The organism is Nostoc sp. (genome assembly GCF_036917465.1).
In the GTDB taxonomy this organism is placed as follows: domain Bacteria; phylum Cyanobacteriota; class Cyanobacteriia; order Cyanobacteriales; family Nostocaceae; genus Nostoc.
In genome coordinates, this window is record NZ_JBALDL010000082.1 from 20,871 (window position 1) to 41,472 (window position 20,602).

16 protein-coding genes are annotated in these 20,602 nt (G+C 43.0%); 7 read left to right on the forward strand and 9 right to left on the reverse strand.

The genetic code is table 11. From position 1 onward, the window contains the following. The first annotated feature begins 273 nt into the window (after positions 1-273). The 3 genes from V7K38_RS19570 (at position 274) to V7K38_RS19580 (ending at position 4,308) form a co-directional block, all read left to right on the forward strand. On the forward strand, positions 274-2,064 hold the full coding sequence (locus tag V7K38_RS19570; RefSeq protein ID WP_334860058.1) for a pentapeptide repeat-containing protein: 1,791 nt from the start codon (positions 274-276) through the stop codon (positions 2,062-2,064). Positions 2,065-2,711: 647 nt separating this feature from the next. After that, the gene (locus V7K38_RS19575; RefSeq protein ID WP_334860059.1) at positions 2,712-3,647 is read left to right on the forward strand and encodes a M23 family metallopeptidase; all 936 of its coding nucleotides are present in this window, start codon (positions 2,712-2,714) and stop codon (positions 3,645-3,647) included. Between the two features lie 121 nt (positions 3,648-3,768). Beyond that, on the forward strand, positions 3,769-4,308 hold the full coding sequence (locus tag V7K38_RS19580; RefSeq protein ID WP_094331309.1) for a late competence development ComFB family protein: 540 nt from the start codon (positions 3,769-3,771) through the stop codon (positions 4,306-4,308). Positions 4,309-4,375: 67 nt separating this feature from the next. On the opposite strand, the gene V7K38_RS19585 is transcribed toward V7K38_RS19580, so the two are convergent. Both V7K38_RS19585 and V7K38_RS19590 read right to left on the reverse strand, forming a co-directional pair. Next, entirely contained in the window at positions 4,376-4,996 is a 621-nt protein-coding gene (locus V7K38_RS19585) for a L,D-transpeptidase (protein WP_334860072.1), read from the reverse strand. A gap of 499 nt (positions 4,997-5,495) precedes the next feature. Beyond that, positions 5,496-5,657, reverse strand: a complete 162-nt coding sequence (locus V7K38_RS19590) for a hypothetical protein (RefSeq protein WP_334860060.1) — start codon at positions 5,655-5,657, stop codon at positions 5,496-5,498. Between the two features lie 29 nt (positions 5,658-5,686). On the opposite strand from V7K38_RS19590, the gene V7K38_RS19595 reads away from it, so the two are divergent. From V7K38_RS19595 to V7K38_RS19605, 3 genes are all read left to right on the forward strand, one after another. Next, a complete protein-coding gene (locus V7K38_RS19595) occupies positions 5,687-5,839 on the forward strand; it encodes a hypothetical protein (protein WP_334860061.1) in 153 nt (50 codons plus the stop codon). 368 nt (positions 5,840-6,207) lie between these two features. After that, entirely contained in the window at positions 6,208-6,864 is a 657-nt protein-coding gene (locus V7K38_RS19600; RefSeq protein ID WP_114082966.1) for a sigma-70 family RNA polymerase sigma factor, read from the forward strand. A 157-nt stretch (positions 6,865-7,021) separates the two neighbouring features. Continuing rightward, positions 7,022-7,636, forward strand: a complete 615-nt coding sequence (locus V7K38_RS19605; RefSeq protein WP_334860062.1) for an anti-sigma factor family protein — start codon at positions 7,022-7,024, stop codon at positions 7,634-7,636. A 13-nt stretch (positions 7,637-7,649) separates the two neighbouring features. Here the strand turns inward: V7K38_RS19605 and V7K38_RS19610 are convergent, their stop codons facing one another. Then, positions 7,650-8,105: a gamma-glutamylcyclotransferase family protein gene (locus V7K38_RS19610; RefSeq protein WP_334860064.1), complete on the reverse strand. Its 456-nt coding sequence runs from the start codon at positions 8,103-8,105 to the stop codon at positions 7,650-7,652. A gap of 171 nt (positions 8,106-8,276) precedes the next feature. On the opposite strand from V7K38_RS19610, the gene leuS reads away from it, so the two are divergent. Then, positions 8,277-10,892, forward strand: a complete 2,616-nt coding sequence (gene leuS / locus V7K38_RS19615; RefSeq protein WP_334860065.1) for a leucine--tRNA ligase — start codon at positions 8,277-8,279, stop codon at positions 10,890-10,892. Positions 10,893-11,323: 431 nt separating this feature from the next. Here leuS and V7K38_RS19620 read toward each other — a convergent pair whose 3' ends face one another. From V7K38_RS19620 to V7K38_RS19645, 6 genes are all read right to left on the reverse strand, one after another. After that, positions 11,324-13,666 (reverse strand): glycoside hydrolase family 31 protein, encoded by a 2,343-nt coding sequence (locus tag V7K38_RS19620; RefSeq protein WP_334860066.1) that lies wholly within the window; start codon positions 13,664-13,666, stop codon positions 11,324-11,326. Between the two features lie 298 nt (positions 13,667-13,964). After that, entirely contained in the window at positions 13,965-14,627 is a 663-nt protein-coding gene (locus V7K38_RS19625; protein WP_334860067.1) for a nucleotidyltransferase family protein, read from the reverse strand. A gap of 12 nt (positions 14,628-14,639) precedes the next feature. Further along, a complete protein-coding gene (locus V7K38_RS19630) occupies positions 14,640-15,917 on the reverse strand; it encodes an XdhC family protein (protein ID WP_334860068.1) in 1,278 nt (425 codons plus the stop codon). 74 nt (positions 15,918-15,991) lie between these two features. Further along, positions 15,992-17,308, reverse strand: coding sequence for a Gfo/Idh/MocA family protein (locus tag V7K38_RS19635; protein WP_334860069.1), 1,317 nt, complete (start codon positions 17,306-17,308; stop codon positions 15,992-15,994). A 271-nt stretch (positions 17,309-17,579) separates the two neighbouring features. Beyond that, positions 17,580-18,347, reverse strand: coding sequence for a DUF4142 domain-containing protein (locus tag V7K38_RS19640; RefSeq protein ID WP_334860070.1), 768 nt, complete (start codon positions 18,345-18,347; stop codon positions 17,580-17,582). Between the two features lie 246 nt (positions 18,348-18,593). Then, positions 18,594-19,664, reverse strand: coding sequence for an aldo/keto reductase (locus tag V7K38_RS19645; protein WP_334860071.1), 1,071 nt, complete (start codon positions 19,662-19,664; stop codon positions 18,594-18,596). Between the last annotated feature and the right edge of the window lie 938 nt (positions 19,665-20,602).

Sequence of the window (20,602 nt, forward strand, 5' to 3'; positions counted from 1 at the left end):
CAAAGTAGAAAAATTACTTGATTTTTGAAAGATTTTTTCCGATGAAACTTTACTCGCATCAAAAGAAGAAGCTTGAGGTAACTATGGGTTAGGCAGAAGTCGGCATCCAAGAACGCCATTTGTATAGCCCATGTAGATATCCCAACGCATGATATTTTTCGTGTAGTATTTATTGATACTATTTATTTTTGGCAATGAGAAGCAAAGTAGCACAGAAAAATTTTTAGTTCCAAATTATCGAAACGTAATTAAAATGTAACAACGGACACGGAAATGTCAACATATTTATCTCAAGTCTGGCAACTGCTGAGAAATTATGTAAGGGATGTAAGGTTACAAAAGATGCCAAAGACGACATCTGTGGAAACTGAAGCAGTTTTACCCCTAGCAAAAAGTATTAAAGAACTAGACAAAAGCAGTAAATTTACTCAAGATAATTTGCATGAAGATTTATGGTTTCAAAGACTGCAAGAAAGCTTAGAAAAATGGACAATACCAAAGAGTGACTGGACTTCTAAGATAGGCGATCGCACATTAGACACGCCACCATCAGAGTTATATATGAGAGGGTACGTAGGCGTAGCCCGTCGTCGACATCGCCAGATGCATACAGAGATTTATGATTTACTGGGCAATGGAGCGCTGAAACCAGAAATAGTCCAAGAAATAATTCAATTTGTTGTATCTAATCAAAAAATTAGCCTAGAAGTACTTTTCTGGGGGCTAGAAGATTTTTATCGTCGTTGGTGTCAAGGAGAATTTATCGATGGGACACCAGATGATAACCTACCTCAGAAAACAAGGTTAAAGCTAGCGGCACAAAATATTGCTCTTGGGTTGAGACAGGTAGACATATATACAGGGCTGAACGTACTGATTTTACTGTTAGAGTTGCACCGCTATGCCCAAGAGCAAGACGAACTCAAACAAAAAATTACCTTCTATCCATCAGCCCAACCCGATACAGACAATTTTTTCACATCCCAACTACTACGGATCGTCAACTATAGCGATGCCCTAGAAATTGGTAACTTTAGCAGTATAGTCGGGCAATTTCTCAAAGGCGGTAACTTTCGCAGTGCTTACTTAGGCGATGCCAACCTCACCGGAGCAGACTTTAGCGGTGCTGATCTCAGCCTTGCTTATCTCGGCGATGCCAACTTAACTGGCGTAAACTTCATCGGTGCAAACCTTAGCGGTGCAAACCTCGGCGATGCAAACCTCAGTGGTGCAAACCTCAGTGGTGCAAACCTCAGTGGTGCTGACCTCAGCAGCACTAACCTTAGTGGTGCTAACCTCACCTGTGCCAACCTCAGCCGCGCCGACCTCAACCGCGCCGACCTTAACAGCACCAACCTCAGCCGCGCCGACCTCAGCCGCGCCGACCTCAGCCGCGCCGACCTTAGCAGCACCAACCTTAGCCATGCTGACCTGAGTAATGCCATCCTTTTCGGTGCAAATCTCAGTGAAGCTAACCTCAACAGCGTCAACCTTAACCATGCTGACCTCTGCCGCGCCGACCTCAGTGGTGCTGATTTGAGTCATGCCATCCTCAACGGTACTAACCTCAGCGACACAATTCTTTTCAGCACCAATCTTAGTGATGCCATTCTCATCGCTGCTGACCTCAGCTATGCCAAACTTAATGGTGCCAAACTTAACAATGCTAAACTTAACGGTGCAATGTTCTTAGGTGCAGACCTCAGTGGCGTAGACCTAAGTCGGGTGACTCTCAATGAAGCCGATCTCAGTGGGGTGATTCTTAGCGAAGCCGACCTCAGTGGTGCTGACCTCACCGACGCTATCCTTTTCGGCACAGATTTCAGTTATGCCAACCTTAACAGTGCTAACCTCAGTGGCAGTAATCTCAGTGGTGCCATCCTCAATGGCGCGGATCTCAGCAACAGTGACCTCAGCTTTGCCATTCTTGGTGGTGCAGACCTTAGCGATGCCAATATGGAAAAAATGACCTGGGGCAAAAAGCAGCAGTGGGAGGGTGTGCGGGGGTTAGAGACAGCAGTTAATGTGCCGGAGGCATTGAAAGAAGAACTGGGATTGAATTGAAAAGACGTGGAGACATCTTTACTTCTTGCTCTTTAGACTAAATTAACCATGATTTTATTTCCTCATTTTGGGGCGGGGAACTTTTCTTAACTTGACGCTAATGGCAAGATTCCCACCCTGCTTGTGTAAATTAAATACTCAACAGTTTACTAAATCGAGCTTTCCCCAAGTTTTATGGAGTTATTTCTGACACTTTGCCCTTGATTCATCTAATTTGCGTGATTTACTTACACGAACTTTAAATTAACGGTGTAGTATGAGTGTCCAGTTGAACAAGTGTCCAGTTGATTCCAAGATTTCCTTCAAGTACTATTATGTAATGGCTATAATCTCAAGTGGTTTCTTTTGTTGCCTAACAACTGACCCCTATATGCAAACCACAAAAGCGTCTTTACCATCAATCTAGTTAAATTTTAAGATTATTGCCAATATAATACAACTTGGTTATTAAAGTTAATACCCAATTCCTAAACTACAGTTACAAATCATTCTGTCTCATATCCCACTTCTGTACCTCTGCTGTCTATAAGTCTCTGTAGGGTTTCCCAAAATTTATGGGTTTCAACAACATCTACTAAAAACAAGAAACACAAGTAGAAATAAGCTAGTCTATTTTCCAACACAAGCAAGGAATATTTTGTAGCTCTATGATTATTGAGAATAGCGCTAGTAGTTCAAACAAGAAATTGCTCGGTTTTGATGTCAAAAGTTTGACAGCCAATCACCGTGCAATAAATGTGTTAAAGGGAATATTTGCTGTTCTCCCTATCACCTTGGCATTGCCTGTAGACGCTTTACAAGTAAAGGTGACTCCAACTACTCCGAAATTAGGGGATACACTCTCGGTGGAGATTAATCTAGCTAATCCAGACAAGGCTAAAAATCCCACAGTAGCCAGTGGTAATAATACATACCCTGCATTTGAAATTGCCCCCAATCAGTATCGGGCTTTTGTTCCCACAACTCCCCTAGAAAAACCTGGAACTAGAACACTTCGGGTTGCGGGAGATGGTCAAGTACAAAACTTGGCAGTGAATGTGCTTAATCGCAAGTTCCCCGTACAACGCATTACTTTGCCACCTGGCAAAGCCGGAGTGGATGCCACAGAATACGAACTTAAGCGTGTAGCAGCATTCAAAGCACTACAAACACCACAAAAGTATTGGAATGGAGTATTTCTGAAGCCAAATGCAGGGCGGATGAGTACAAACTATGGTGTACGCCGCTACTATAATGGTACATTTGCTAAGGACTACTATCATCGTGGTCTTGACTACGCTGGTGCTGCCGGTTCTCCGGTAATTGCCCCAGCCCCTGGGCGAGTTGCTTTGGTAGGTAGGGTATCCCAAGGGTTTCGGATACACGGTAACGTAGTTGGCATTGACCACGGTCAAGGAGTAACCAGTATTTTCATGCACCTGAGTCGTATTAACGTCAAAGAAGGTGATTTTGTGAAAGCTGGTCAAGTAATTGGCGCAGTTGGTTCAACTGGTGCTGCCACGGGGCCACATTTGCACTGGGGTCTGTATGTCAACGGACAATCTGTTGATCCAACACCTTGGCGAACTAAGGTCGTTAATTAGTAGAGGCGGAATGGATCGCGTCTGTGCATAATTTGTGTTTTTTTTGCTGATAATTGGGCAAAATAAATTGGATTGATACCATCCCTACCAAGCTTTGCTAACATAAATGATGATAAGTGTTATGAGTATCGAAAAAATTGTAGAACAAGCTCTCCAGGATGGTTATTTGACACCAGCAATGGAAGCAGAAGTTGGTAGAATTTGTGACAACGCCTCGGAACTCTCAATTGAAGAGTATATGGCATTGGATAGGCTGATGGGAGCGCTATTGACTGGTGAGGTAGTGGCGGTACCTCGCAAACAATTCATTAACGTTATGGAAGAATTAGTACTAACAGAAGCGATCGCCAGAGTTGCAGAAATAGAAGCGACTAGCGAAAGTTCTCTCGATGTCGGTGATATTGCCGCTTACGCCCTCAATCGGCTACCACCTTTGTATGCTACTACAGAAGAGGGTGCTAGCTTCCAACGCCAAACCGCTTTAGCACAACTGCAAGACTTAATTTCTCAGCAAGTAAGTGAGGCAATTAACCGTTATCTGGATCGACCTAATTTCTTCCCAGAACGGCAAGCCTTGGGTAAAAACACTGGTAATGAGGTTGTACGCCAAGTTAGTGCTTTACTTCAAACATACGCACCTAATTTTGAGCAAAAATTATAATTTTAATGGTCATTGGTCATTAGTCATTTGTCTTAAACTAATGACCAATGACTAATGACAATAACTCTTAATTACGCACTAACACTATTGTCCCTATACTCACTTGCTCATAAAGCATTCTGACATCAGAATTACGCATCCTTAAGCAGCCGTGGGATACAGCCGTTCCTACCAGGTCAATATCTGGCGTGCCATGAAAGCCAATTTCATTGCGTCCATCTGACCAAAAACCAATCCATCTGTCTCCCAAGGGACTATCAGTACCAGCCTCAAATACTTTGCCTGTAATTGGGTGTCGCCAGATTGGATAGTGTCGCATATGGATCACCTGGAAAGAACCTGTGGGTGTTTCCCAACCTTTCTTACCTACAGCAATTGGGTAGCTGGCTATCACTTCATCTCCTGCATATACATAAGTGCGGCGATCGCTTAAATCAACCACCACTTGCGTCTTGCCATCTGCTACCCTACTAGATGGTACTTGTTGGGCTGAAGCCTGAGACCATATACCTTTTGCCCAACTATCTGCAACTGGATTTTGTCTTTCTGTTTGCGCCACCAGCTGCGTATTAATTGGTGGTTCAGTTGCTTGAGCTACATTATTCCTAATTGTTTGAGACTTAATAGTAGGAGACTTTGGTGTAGAGGCCTTCTGAGTCGTTGCTTTAACTACATTTTTCTTAATTATTTTTGACTTAGTTTCAGACTTAAGAGCAGAATATTTGAGTGTAGAAGCTCTCCGAGTCGTTGCTTTCGCTACATTCTTCTTAATTATTTTCGACTTAGTTCCAGGCTTAATCGCAGAGGACTTTGGTGTAACCGCCCTTTGGACAGTTGAGCCTTGGGCTACTTCATCAGGTGTCATAGATGCACCCAGCGCAATTTCCCCTAAACTCACTTGTGACAGATTTTTGTAGACTCCCTCTGAGCGGCTTCCTTTCGGATTAGTGAGGGTGTAATTTCGCCGCATCGAAGTAGATGCAGACTTTTCAAACTGCCGTTGTGCTGTAGTAATCCGCCAATGGACAGCTAAAGATAAAAACGCTGTGCCAAAACAGAGCAACATTACCATCCGCCCTACAGATTCGTTTCTTACCATTGCCATCGCCTATTGTTTATCCCTGACATATCCAGCCGAGCATTTGGATGGGTTCATCATCCGATTATCAAAAATTTATCAATACTTATCATTTCCGATATAAATCTGCCAACACCTCTGGGCAAACTAAGACTATGCAAATTGTCCAAGAAACAGAACTCCAAGTAAGCAACCTCATTTCTCCAAAGTTCTGGGGGTTGTAAGCCAATACTTGGACTTTCTGGCGGAACTTTTGCAATGTAGCACTCAATGAGTAGTGGTGTAGGTGGGAGAAAAATCATGTTTGAAAAACTATTGCTAGCAGTCACAATTACATTTTCCCTGAATTTGTTTTTTCAAGTTCGCATACCAGAGCAACATAACACTGGTGCTACTTATGGGTCACAGCTAGAACAATCAGCAACTATTTTGGTCACAAAATCAAAAAAATAAATCACCATTATAGTAACCGCAGCAACCGAACTCCCAAAAATTATTACCTGAATTTTAAAGGTATCAAGAAGTTAGAAGTACAAAATTTTTATCTTCATTCTTAATAACCAGATTTAATTATTTTTATCAAGCGTATATACCCAGTTGCTAAAAGTACTAAAATATGCATATTGCTGCGCCTTTGTTAGTTGATGAGTCTTAGGCAACTATGCCAGCAGTATAAGGAAAAAGTGGTTCTCCTTATTGCTACAAATGTATCCAAAATTGTCTGCTTCCGTGTTCCAGTCATAAATCCGTCACCTTAGCATGGAACTTCTGTTCCATTAGCAGGTCTAATAGATAGGGATGATTTAGAGCCAGTACGATCTATGAGTCAGTCGATTACTGTATCCTGGTCAACGGTTGATGCAAAGTATCCAGAAGCATCAGTGCAAGTTGACAAACTCCCTAACCACGATTTAATTTTGCGCTGTCAAGCGGGACTGCGGCCAGATCGTGTTGCGTTTTCAGAATTATTACGCCGCTATCAAAGTCAGGTTGATAGAGTTCTATACCACCTAGCTCCAGATTGGTCTGACAGAGCCGATTTAGCTCAAGAAGTTTGGATTCGAGTGTATCGGAATATTAACCGATTACAAGAGCCTGCTAAATTTCGGGGCTGGTTAAGCCGCATTGCCACCAACTTGTTTTACGATGAGTTGCGGAAACGCAAGCGGGTTGTTAGTCCTTTGTCACTGGATGCTCCCCGCTCGTTAGAGGATGGCGAGATGGATTGGGAAATCGCCGGCGATACCCCAGGCCCTGAAGAAGAACTGACAACGAGAGAATTTTACGAGCAATTGCGGGAAGCGATCGCGGATTTACCAGAAGTTTTTCGTACTACCATTGTCCTGAGAGAAATCGAGGGTATGGCTTATGAAGAAATTGCTGAAATCACTGGAGTTTCTTTGGGAACTGTGAAGTCAAGGATAGCCAGAGCTAGATCGAGACTGCAAGCTCACTTGCAGAATTATCTAGACTCATAATTTACAGGATCTTGCCTCTGCCCAATGACAGAATTTAAGCATAGATTAAGAATTACCATAAAGACGTAGATCGCTTCTCCCTTAAGAAGGAAAAATGGCTAATTTTCCCGAAATTCCCGCCCAGTTTAACCGTGTATGAATTGGTAATAATGTTAAGATGACTACTGATTCTCAGTTTTACGACCGTTCTTCTTTGCAACTTCCTCAAGATTTTCCAGATGGAATGGCCAAGCATACCAATGAATCAACGGGTCTTATGGATATGGTGAAGCGCGATCGCTTCGAGTTATTGAGTGCTTATCTTGATGGTGAAGTCACAGCCCCTGAGCGCAAGCAAGTAGAAGAATGGCTGGCAAATGATGCCCCCGTTCAATGCTTGTATGCCCGACTGTTAAAGCTGCGCCAAGGCTTGCGGACTCTCCCAGTGCCCGCAGCCCAGGAGTCAACAGAAGCAACAGTTCAGCAAGTATTGACACGTTTGCGCCGCCGTTCCCGTTTAAACTGGATGGCGGGAGGTGCAGCCGTTGCTGCTTGTGTAATCGGTGCAGTATCTAGCTTAGTATCTGGTGGTTTGAATGTGCCGCAACTGGCGCAACGACCACAAAAAGAGCCGATTCAAACTTCCTCAGCGTCTATAATTCCACCTTCTCCTTTGATGGTGGGACTAAATAACCCAGTTATTGAAATTCCTAAAGCAGCAGTAGCTCCTCGAGAAAATCCAACCTATCCAATACAACCGCAAGGCCAAGATCCAAAACAGGACATAAACTAATCGCATTAACAGTTCAAAGAACATAACTGTACTTTGCGGTTAAACCACAGCCACTCCACCAACCGTCAGGTTGGAGGAATCCTCCTAATTGCTCAACTCGCTCTAGAGTCATGAAATAAACCCAAGCCCAACCCAGAGAAAGCGACTTTGGTTCATAAACCTCGATAATTTGACGATTATAGAGGTTTTCTGATGCTTGTCTAGTGGGCTGGCAATTTTCGAGTATATCTAGCTCATTTAAAATCCTTGGGTTAGAAAAAGAAAGTAAATATCCGTAAACTTGTCCATCCCCTAGCGTCATTGCTGGGTAGCCCATTGGCAAAGCAAACAATTTACCTTCTACAAAAGCTCTTTTAAGATCAACTACCTTGCCAGCACAGTATTTTTTATAGTTAGCTTCACCTGGTTTTAGCGTGCCATAGACAAAAACCCGCACCAAATCAGAAAATTTTATATTTGATTCAAGCATCTAACACGTTTATCGAAATGATTCTTGCCATACCTGAAACACTAGCAGTTCAGGCATAATTTGGCTGATGCTTCATTATATAAATCTGTGATTAGTTGACCTACAATATAGGTTAATCTAATAGGTTGACATAGCAGGTTAACCTAGACAGACCCATTAGGAGAGTTTTTGGTGGATTCCCGATATAACCCAGCAGCAATTGAGGAAAAATGGCAAAAAACATGGGTAGAACTTGGCTTAGATAAGACACCTTCAGCTAGTAAAAAGCCAAAATTTTACGCTTTATCCATGTTCCCTTATCCATCTGGCAGCCTACACATGGGTCATGTCCGTAATTATACGATTAGCGACGTGATTGCCCGCCTCAAGCGAATGCAAGGGTATCGGGTAATACACCCAATGGGGTGGGATGCCTTTGGTTTGCCAGCAGAAAATGCCGCCATTGACCGTGGTGTACCGCCAGCAAAGTGGACTTATCAAAATATTGCCCAGATGCGGCAGCAATTGCAGCGTCTTGGTTTATCCATTGATTGGGAATGTGAACTGGCTACCTGTTCACCAGATTATTACAAGTGGACACAATGGATTTTCTTGCAGTTTTTGCAAGCAGGGTTAGCTTACCAAAAAGAAGCAGCCGTAAACTGGGATCCTATTGACCAAACTGTATTGGCAAATGAGCAAGTTGATAACGAAGGGCGTTCTTGGCGCAGTGGTGCAATAGTTGAGCGCAAATTGTTGCGGCAGTGGTTTTTTAAGATTACCGACTACGCCGAAGAATTGCTCAATGACTTGGATAAGTTGACAGGTTGGCCAGAACGGGTCAAGTTGATGCAGGCAAATTGGATTGGTAAATCTACAGGCGCTTATTTAGAATTTCCCATTGTTGGGATAGATGAAAAAATCGCTGTGTATACCACCCGCCCAGATACAGCTTATGGTGTCAGCTACTTAGTATTAGCACCAGAACATCCCTTAACAAAGCACGTCACCACAAAAGAACAACAAGCTGCGGTAGAAGTATTTATTAAAGAGGTTTCCAATCAAAGTGAGTTGGAACGTACCTCTGAAGACAAACCTAAGCGGGGTATCCCTACAGGTGGGGTGGCAATTAACCCGTTTACAGGGGAAGAAGTGCCGATTTGGATTGCTGACTATGTACTGTATGAGTATGGTACTGGGGCAGTTATGGGTGTACCAGCACACGATGTCAGAGATTTTAAGTTTGCTAATAATTACGATTTACCAATTAATTTTGTCATCGCTTCCCCAGATGATATTGCAGGTTTAGACTTAACTCCAGCATCAGAAATTGGTGAATCACAACTCATCCAAGTTGACTATAAACAGGCATACACTGAACCAGGAATTTTAATTAATTCTGGGGCTTTTACTGGTATGGCTTCTGTAGATGCTAAACAAGCGATAATTAAATACGCCGAACAACAAGGTTTTGGGAAAGTGCGGGTGCAATATCGCTTGCGGGATTGGTTAATTTCACGGCAGCGTTACTGGGGCGCACCGATACCTGTAATTCACTGTTCTAATTGTGGGATAGTGCCAGTACCTGACAAAGATTTGCCAGTCCAATTGCCAGAAGAGGTGGAATTTACTGGACGTGGTGGTTCACCTTTGACTCAACTAGAAAGCTGGGTAAATGTGCCTTGTCCAACTTGCGGCACTCCGGCGAAGCGAGAAACTGACACGATGGATACTTTTATTGATTCCTCGTGGTATTTCTTGCGCTTCCCTGATGCTAAAAATGAACAACAGGTTTTTGATTCCAGTAAAGTTAATGACTGGATGCCAGTAAATCAGTATGTAGGTGGTATTGAACACGCGATTTTACATTTGTTGTATTCGCGGTTTGTTACTAAGGTTCTGCGGGATAGAGGATTACTGAACTTTGATGAACCTTTCCAACGTCTGTTAACTCAAGGGATGGTACAGGGTTTAACTTACCTAAACCCCAATAAGGGCGGTAAAGATAAATGGATTCCTTCTAATCTGGTAAATTCATCTGACCCCCGCGACCCTCAGACGGGTGAACCTTTGCAACGTCTCTACGCTACGATGTCTAAATCAAAGGGCAACGGTGTAGCACCAGAAGATGTAATTGCCAAATACGGTGTAGACACAGCGCGGATGTTCATCTTGTTCAAAGCGCCGCCAGAAAAAGATTTGGAATGGGATGAAGCCGATGTGGAAGGCCAATCCCGCTTTTTAAATCGGGTTTGGCGTTTGGTGACAGATTATATTACTGCTGGGGTATCTCGTAAAAAAGCTCAACTCTCTGATTTAACTAAGGTAGAAAAAGAATTGCGGCGGGCGATTCACACGGCTATTCAAGCGGTAACGGAAGACCTGGAAGACGAATATCAATTCAACACAGCTATTTCCGAATTGATGAAGTTGAGTAATGCTTTAACTGATGCCGACAAAAATTCACCAATTTACGCAGAAGGGATTCGGACTTTGGTGATGTTACTTGCACCCTTTGCACCACACATTGCTGATGAATTGTGGCATTTGTTGGGTGAAAGTGATTCAGTTCACACTCAAACTTGGCCATCGTTTGATCCTGTGGCTTTGGTAGCTGATGAAATTACTTTGGTGATTCAAGTTATGGGTAAAACTCGCGGTGCGATTCAAGTACCAGCACAAGCAGATAAAGCAGCGTTGGAGAAATACGCCCGTGAATCAGAAATTGCCCAGCGTTATATCGAAGGCAAAGAGATTAAAAAGGTAATTGTTGTGCCTGGAAAGTTGGTAAATTTTGTAGTCAGCTAAAAGTCAATATGGTTCGGTTAAAGTTAAAACCGTTTAGGGACTTCCAACAAATAAATTACCCAATCTTGTGGGGTATTTTTTTTATTTGGAAGTCCCTTATTAAACCACAGAGGCACAGAGGACTCAGAGAGAAGAGAAAAATGTTTATACCATTTCTTTATATATTTACCCCCCGGCTACGCCGTCCCCCCTTGTGAAGGGGGGACTTATTATGTGCATCTTCATACAGAATTGGTATTAACTCAATTGTATTGAGCTAAAAGTAGAAGAAAGTCAAGATAATCGAATGTGAGCAAGAGGTAAGGGATAATTGCCTCTTCTTCGCATCGGATTTTATTAAGATTTTTTGAGTATTTTAACCGATTGACAAAAATAATTTTATCCTAATTTATCATGAATGCCGCTATGCGATCGCTTGAAAAAAGTGCTGCCTAAGTAGAAAATTCCAAACGATGGGCAGTACCATCATCTAGAAAACTCTGCTCACCAACGCCGACTAGTTCCACAATGGTTTCACGGGTTACAGGTGAAAACTCGCCTTCTCTAGCTGCAATCTCAACAATGGTTGTTTGCTGGTCGGAATAAACGCGGTAAGTTGTGGTGCAAAAGGCTCCTGTTTGGTACTCAAAAGTATAACCATCATCTTCATAAAGAGTAAACTCACCAACACCTTTCCAGACTCGCAGCCGCATTTGGTTTATGGGATGTTCATCTACATATTGCATTACTGGTGCGATCGCAATAATCGAGCCAGCACGAACATATAATGGCATTTTCTCCAGTGGTGCGAATGCAAGAATGTGAGTTGGCCCTGTAAATTCCTCTCCACTCCACCAATCAAACCAACAACCTTCAGGTAAGTACACGGCGCGATGTTCAACACCTGGACGGTAAATTGGTGCTGCTAGTAAGGAAGGGCCTAGCATTACTTGATCGGCGAGAGAAAAGGTTTTGGGATCGTTGGGGAAATGATAGAGAAGTGGGCGAAGAATTGGTGCGCCAGTAGTTGCAGCCAACCAAAAAAGAGTGTAAATGTAAGGTAGTAATTGATAACGGAGTTCAATATACTCGCGGCAAATTTTTTCAATGCGATCGCCAAATACCCAAGGCTCATGCTGTGCAGTAGTTAATGCTGAATGCCCACGCATCAGGGGATAAAGCATTCCTAGCTGCATCCAACGCGCAAATAGTTCTGCCGTAGCGTTCCCTGCAAACCCCCCAATATCACTACCGACAAAGGCAACACCCGATAAACCCAGGTTACACAGCATTGGTATGGACATTTCTAAGTGTTCCCACAGAGATTGATTGTCTCCTGTCCATATAGCTGACCAGCGTTGAATACCAGCATATCCAGAGCGTGTTAATACAAAAGAGCGTTCAGTTGGACGAGATATTTTAGTTGCTTGATAAGATGCCTGTGCCATCATTAGCCCATAAAGATTGTGAGCTTCCTTGTGGGTGGTTCTCTCATGAGTTGGCCCCTGCGGTGTATCAAGAGGAAAGGAAATTTTGTTACCGGGGTCGCCGAATGGACGGTCATCAAGTGCGGGTTCATTCATGTCATTCCAGATGCCGGCAACACCAATATCAGTTAGACTGCTTTGCCAATTTCCCCACCAATCTCTAACTTCAGGATTTAGGTAATCAGGAAAAACAGCTTTATCTGGCCAAACATAGCCGTGAAATAACTCACCATTAGTTTTTCGGACAAAATAATTGTTTTTTAATCCTTCGTCAAAGACTTTGTAATCTGCTTCTGGCTCATATTTGACTCCCGGATCAACAATAGTTACTACTTTAAAGCCATCTTGCTTAAGATTTTGGATTAATTCTTTAGGGTTAGCAAATCGCTTCGGACTCCAGGTAAAGACCCGGTAGCTATTCATATAATCAATATCTAAATGGATAACATCACAGGGAATGCGACGCTGACGAAATTCGTTAGCTATTTTGCTGACTATATCTTGTGACTCATAACTCCAGCGACATTGGTGATAACCTAATGACCATCGAGGTGGTAAGGGCATCCGTCCAGTTAGCTGGGTGTAAGTCTGGATAATTTTTGCAGGTTCAGGCCCATAAATAATGTAGTAATCTAGTTCACTTCCCTGAGTTTCCATCTGCAAGACTCCAGGCTGCTGTGCGCCTAGATCAAATCGGCTCCAATAAGTGGTATTAAAAAAAAGCCCGTATCCCAATCCCGGACGCAACGCGATGAAGAAGGGAATCGCCTGATACATACTGTCTGTCATGATGCCGTAATCGATCGCATCTGATGTCCAGTTAGTTTTGACTTTCGATCGTTGATCTAATAAACCAGTTGGTTCACCAAAACCATAGAAATGTTCGTCAGATTCAATTCGTTTCCAGCCAGCAACCTCCCCTGTCCGCCACCCCATGCCTAAGTCTGTATCGTGAGCAAAGGGCTGTCCTGCTGAGTCAAAGAACTGGATACGGCACGGATCGCGGGACACGACAATAGACAATTGCTCAGTTTTAATTTCTATAGTCTCTGCTTTTTCTTCAACTTCAAAAGGCACAGCAGGCCATTCTTCATCCGCTTGTGCCACTGCCCACGATCGCCTAGAGAGAAATTCACCACTTGGGGTCATCCGTACCCGAATTAAGTTTGCTGCTAGCACACTAACTATTAGACAGGGGTCGCCGCACTGCAAGAGGATATGGCGCTCATTCTGTTGTATTGCTTGTACTGCTCCCAGGATTGACCAAGGTGCTTCCGTTGTATGTAATTGTCCAAAGTATTGTGGCATAATCCCTGATTCAAAATAACTACTTTCCCCAATTGAGATTCACATAAACTACTACCAAAAAGCGTGTATCTTTAGGCATAGCGGATATCTAACTTTATTTTGGATGGGAAGCTTCCTTAGAGGTTGTTTGAAAAGTCATGATTGATGTATCAAATATTTTTTACCCCACCCTAACCCTCCCCTTATAAAGGGGAGGGAACCGGATTTTTCTTGTTTCCCCCACTTTACAAGGGGGGATTAAGGGGGGTAAGAATGTGATTAAAATTATAGCAAACTACTTTTCAAACAACCTCTTAAGTTAAGGACTTACATTGACCTGAACTTCATCAGTTACTTTAGTTATTAATAGCAATTGTTCGTAATCTTTTGGTGTATCAATATCGATATTCCCTAGAGGAAACTGAAGAGGAAATACTTCATTGAGATTATTATTAATAACTTTCTTTGCTCCTGAAGTCTCTTGCAAAGTAGCAAGTTCTGAAAAAAATCTTTGGCTAAATAGAGCAGGTACACCTAATGTCCCTGCATATTCGCAAGCAATGATTGGTTTTTGGCTCGAATAATATGCATCAACTAGTTGATTGATAATTTGGGTAGAAACGAATGGCTGATCGCAAAGTGTAATAACTACTGCTTCTATTTTTTGCGGAAGATTATTTAATAATTCCAGACCGCTTTTGATGGAAGCACTCATTCCACAAGCCCAATCCGGGTTCTTAGCTACTTGAACGGGAAGCTGCTTAATTTGGGGATAAATCTGTTCTGCATTTGCTCCAAGTACTATTACTACAGGTTTGCAAACTGAAGCGATCGCAATTTCTGCAATGTGATGTACAAAACTCCGTCCCTGATAAAGCAACAGTTGTTTTGGTGTACCCATACGGGTAGATGCACCCGCCGCCAGAATAATAATAGCTATGCTTGATGTTTCAGTTTCTATTTGCTCGGTGATTGATACCATAACAGATAAATACTATGTCGCTAATAACAGATTGCAGTTGCTTTGATAACTTTGATGAATTGGTTGATTCCGATATTTTAAAAAATTACTCTTGCGGTTTGTCAGTACTGCTTGAATTTCTGCAATGATGGCGATCGCTATTTCTTGTGGTGTATCTGCGCCAATATCAATACCAACAGGACTATAGAACCTATTCAATTGTTCGCTGGTAAAAACTATTCCTTGGGTTGATAAATCTTGAAGCAATTTTTCTGTCCGATGCTTTGGCCCTAAAATGCCAATGTAGCGTGCAGGAGATGGAAGGATCATCTTTAAAATTTCTAGATCGTCAAGATAATTATGGGTCATCACTACAGCTACGGTGCGATCGTCTATAAGAACCTGTTTATGTAAAATCTCTCCATTGCTAAGAATCACATCACAAGGCTGAGGAAATCGCGCTCTAGTGGCCTCATTAGCTCGACAATCGACTACAGTCACGTCCCAACCTAATGCTTGAGCAAACTGGGCTACTGGTAAAGCGTCATAACCTGCACCAAATATTACTAAAGGTGTGGGCGGTTGGATGACTTCGATGAAAACTTCTACATTACCTAAAGATAACTGATAGTTGTTTACACTTGACTTTTGATTAGCAAAGGCTACTTGAGTATCTGCACTCAGAGATTTAATTAAATTTGGCTCTTGAATGTCAGTGACAATTTTACCGTTTGGATACAGTAGTAAGCGCGACCCAAGTTTCACATCTAACCCGCCTTCAGAAGCAAAGACTGTAGCAATAATACCCAAATGTTTTTGATGAAAGCACTCTTGTGTAAAAGCGATCGCATTGAGTGTGTTTTCTGTCTCAAGCCGTTCGATGAGAACTTGCACTATCCCATTGCACCCTAAACCAAAGCCCCAAAGAATATCTTCCGAGGCGGTGTGATCGTAAGTAACAACAATTGGTTTGCCGTCCGACATTCGTTGTTTAGTATACTCAAATACGTCGTTCTCTAAGCAACCAGCGCTAATTGTGCCAATCATCCGACCTGTATTTGTGATCAGCATTTTAGCACCCGGTCGGCGATAGGTTGAACCTTGAGTTTTAACTACAGTCGCAAGGAAAGCAATTTCACCACTTTTTTGACTGGACTTGAAACCTTCTAAGATTGCTTGTAATTCGTTCATTTGATTGTTTATAGCATGTAAGTTTGAACCTAAAAGCAAAGAGGTGCTAAGAGAAGTCATTAGCCAAGCTTCGGGTGTGTCCTCCATCCAGCCGTCAATATTTGGAGACAATTGAGGCAATGGGGCGATCGCAAAACAAAGATTTAGGGAGCGGACTCCAAGCAGAGGTTGTCATGGCTGCTATATGCACCTATCTACTTCAGCATTCGAGGAGCGGGGCCACGAGTGGTATCTAGCCCCGACACACGAGGTAGAGCGATCGTTTTGCCTGTTTGTGCGGCTTCGTAAATCACGGCTATTAGTCTTTGGTCTTGCAAACCTTCTTCCCCAGGTGTATGAGGTTGCTTATTCCCAATCACACAATCTGCCATGTGGTCAATTTCTAAAGCAAACTGATTTTTTTCACCTATCCGCACTTCACTAATGTTTTCTGCCATACTATTGGTTGGCGATTTGCGCGAAACCATCATCCGCAAACCGTTGTAAGAAAATGCCGGATCTAGTTGTCCCCAAGCATCGGAGCCGAAGACACGAAACCGCCGCCCCTCGTGAAAGCCGTAGCTAGTGGAGCAAATAGCTAGCACTCCACTGGGAAACCGCAGTTGAAAGGTAACGCTTTCTTCCACTTCTTTGAAGCGTGGATCGCCAGGAGTGCTGAAAGTTTGGGCGCTAATTGCGATCGGTTCTTCTCCTGTCAAATAGCGAGTTGCATTCAAACAATAAATTCCTACATCTGGTAAAGATCCACCTCCAGCTAGAGCGCGTTTCAATCGCCACTGGTTTAAATCGCCGCCCTGGTTTTGTCCGTTATCTGCCTGAATTACCTTAATGGTTCCCAATTCTTTGCTGCGGATCATCTGAATCATGGCGCGATGGTGTGGCTCATATTGGCAGCGATAAGCGATCATCAACTTGCGATCGCTTTGTTTGCACGCATCGATCATCTGTTGACAATCTTCCACGGTTGTAGCCATTGGCTTTTCACACAAAATATGCTTCCCGGCTTTCGCACCACGCACCGTATATTCCCGGTGCATACTGTTGGGCAGTACTATATAGATCACATCAACTTCTGAATTGTTGCGGAGATTGTCGTAATTTTGATAGTTGTAGACATTCTGCGGTTTAATGCCATACTGTTGAGCAACAAGATTTGCTTTGGCAGCATCGCCACTAACTAATGCAGTTGGCTTTGCTAGCTTACATTCTGCAAACGCAGGCATGATTTCTTCTAATGTCAGTCTGCCGAGTCCAACGATCGCAAATCCCAAGCGTCGCTCTGGGGATAATGCAGTCGGTGGCCCACCTGTATCGACCTCAGTCTTTTCTGAGATGGGCGGAAACTGAATCTGAGGCGGTAAAGAACCTCCGCGTGGGGTGGCTTGCTGATTCGGTTGTTGAGCAGCAACTTCTTCGCCTATACTACCAAGGGCGGCGGCTGAAATCGCTCCTAATCCAGCAGTAGTTAGAATCTGACGACGAGAAAATTCTCCTTTAAACAATTCAGACATCGTGGTTCCTTAATGATAAAATTTGAGATTTTCTAAGTAGTCAGACAGAATTAATTACACAATGCCATTGCAAATCGAGCGTAATCCCTTTCTTCGCCAAGGCTCGCAATAACTGTAAATATTTTTGTCCGATTACTTGTCCGTTTAAATAATTGTGATTGCGATTGTTCGCTCTTAGCGTTATTGCAGAGTAGAGATTACTTCCCTACTCTGCAATAACGCCGTTTTACTTGCAATTAACTAACTACGTGTGATTTGCCGGATATCATAATTACGGGGTACTGGTTGGAATTGGGCTGCTAGTTGAAGTTGGTCTACCGTTTGTATTTCCCGGATTAACAATCGAACTAACCTCTTGCAGGTGTTGTTGGAGGGTTGGTAGCGCTTGAGCCGCAAATGCTTTCACGTCTGTATCTTGTCCCTGTTCAGCTTCTTTTTGAAATGCTGCGACATCCTTTTGATGATCTTGAAGCATCTGATTTAGATATTGGCGATCGAACTTACTACCAGAAAGCTGGGACAAGCGTTGCTTCACTTGCTGATTTTTGCTGCCGATAGTAGTTGGCAGCGTAACACCTTTTTGAACCGCCAACTGTTTGAGTTGATTGTTCACCTGGGTATGATCTTTAACCATCTGCTGTCCATACTGTTTGACTGCCTTGCTAGTTCCCCGTTGTGATGCGAGTCGTCCTAGTTGGACTTCTGCTAAACCACCTTGAGCCGCTTCGGTGACAAACTGTCTGTCTGAAGAACTGAGGGTATTTTGCCCTGATGTTGTTGGTGAAGCGGTTGGTGATGGACTCTCGGTTGCTTGCACAGACTGAGCAGGTGGAACTTCTGATGTATTTTGAGATTGTTGAGTAGTTGGTGTGCAACCACCCGCCACAGATAAAGCGATCGCTACTAAACCAGTAGAAAATATTTTTAAGGTAGGCATAATCAATGTTTTCCTTGGATAAACCTGTATTTTGTAATCAGAATCGTAGCGATCGTTTAGTTGGGTGCAATCGCTACGATTTTGATGACGAGTTGTAATCACGCCACACCAAATTTTTGTTAATTGAGTTGCGATCGCCTCCAGGTTTTATTTAAGAATTTGTAGTTATGATTCAATAGTTACTCTTGCTTCTAACTCCAAAGCTTTTCAAGTGAGACAAAAATTAATTTTGAGAGGATGTGTGTAACGCATCAAATCGATGTACCCACACTTGGAAAATTGCTTAGGCGTAGCCCGTCATAGACATCGCTGTTTGCATAAAAAAATAGTTGTACATAAGATTAATATTTACCCTAAATAAGCTGGATTCATCGCTGTACTATCATTTTGGGTTGTGGTCTTATATCGTTCATACTGCCCTTTAGCTGCTGCATCACGGGTACGCGCTAACAGGGCTGTAACTTGTGCTTGATCCATTGGCTTAAAGGTGCGAACTGCCTCAAACGCCTGGTCTAAAATTTCCATGCTATCGATGCCTGTAATTACAACTGATGTTGGCAAATTCATTGCATAATGTAGGCACTCGATCGCACTGACAGTATTGCTTCTAAGAATGTAAGACTCACCGATGGATTTCATTCCCAACACACCAATATTGTTTTTCACTAACACAGGTAAAACCTGCTGTTCAAAACTTCTAAAATGGGCATCCATCACATTTAAAGGCATCTGTACAGTGTCAAAGTGGAAACCATTTTGTGCAGCAGTTTCTAACATCTGAAGATGAATCAGGGGATTCTTATGTCCTGTGAAGCCGATATAGCGAATTTTGCCCGCCTTCTGCGCTTCAACAACTGCTTCCATCGCGCCGCCAGGAGCAAAAACCCGATCGGGGTCTTCAAAGCGCAGTATTTCATGATGCTGCATTAAATCAATATGATCGACTTGTAAATCTTTGAGCGATTCATCAATTTGCATTTTGGCAGCACTTTTACTACGACCATCGATTTTGGTCATTAGGAAAACTTTTTGGCGATAACCATTTTTAAGAGCATTTCCCATCCATCGATGGCTACGTCCATTGTGATAGTCCCAAGAGTTATCCATAAAGTTAATGCCGCGATCGATCGCACTGCGGATTAGCTTGATACTTTCTTGTTCTTCTTTAATACTCCCAATGTGAAATCCACCTAAGCCAATTACAGATACTTTTTCTCCGGTGCGTCCAAGGTTGCGATACAACATTTCGCCGCGTCGAGTTGAAATGGCTGAATTTTGAGTTAGCAGTTGAGTCTTTTCATCAATTGGTTCTGTTTGGGCGAGAAGCGGCTGCAAAAATCCTTCTGAAACTGCAAGTCCTGCTGCTACTAATCCCGAAGCGGAAGCAGTTTTTAACAAGCTGCGTCTACTGATTTCCATAATTGTCTCCTACAAGTAACAACAGGAATGAGCCGAATAATAGCACGAGAATCTGGCACAAAGACTCTAACTAAGGTGTGCTTTGAAATATACTCCGCAAGATGCATTCACAATAGACCTCTTGCATAAATATTTTTTTGTCTCACAAATTCGCCTTTAGGCGTTCCCGCAGAGTAGGTGCATTCCACGGTTTGCGTAGCGTCCCCCAGAGAGGCCGTTTTTAAAGGCTAGAGGCAAAGAAGAAGATCAAAAGGAGGACTAAATCAGAGCGCGATCGCAATTAGACTACTTGCCAATTAGTATTGCATCAGTCTGTTATGCCAATGCATCGACTTGTTATGTTAATACATCGGTCTGTTATGCCAATGCATCGACCTGTTATGTTAATACATCGGTCTGTTATGCTAATGCATCGACCTGTTATGTTAATACATCGGTCTGTTATGCCAATGCATCGGTCTGTTATGTTAGGAGACTTCTAAGTAAGTAAGTGGGTCAAATTAAATATAAAACCTCACCCTGCCTCCGGCTTCCCTCTCCTTACTAAGGCTATGGTGTACACACAAGTCTAATTACCCCCCTTAATCCCCCCTTGGAAAGGTGGGAAACAAGAGAATTTCTTTCCCTCACCTTTATAAGGGGAGGGTTAGGGTGGGGTAATTCAAGGACTGGTAGAGTGATTCGATAACTTGTGTGTACACCATAGCCTAAATATAAAACCTCACCCTGCCTCCGGCTTCCCTCTCCTTACTAAGGCTATGGTTGTACACACAAGTCTAATTACCCCCCTTAATCCCCCCTTGGAAAGGTGGGAAACAAGAGAATTTCTTTCCCTCACCTTTCTAAGGGGAGGGTTAGGGTGGGGTAATTCAAGGACTGGTAGAGTGATTCGATAACTTGTGTGTACACCATAGCCTAAATATAAAACCTCACCCTGC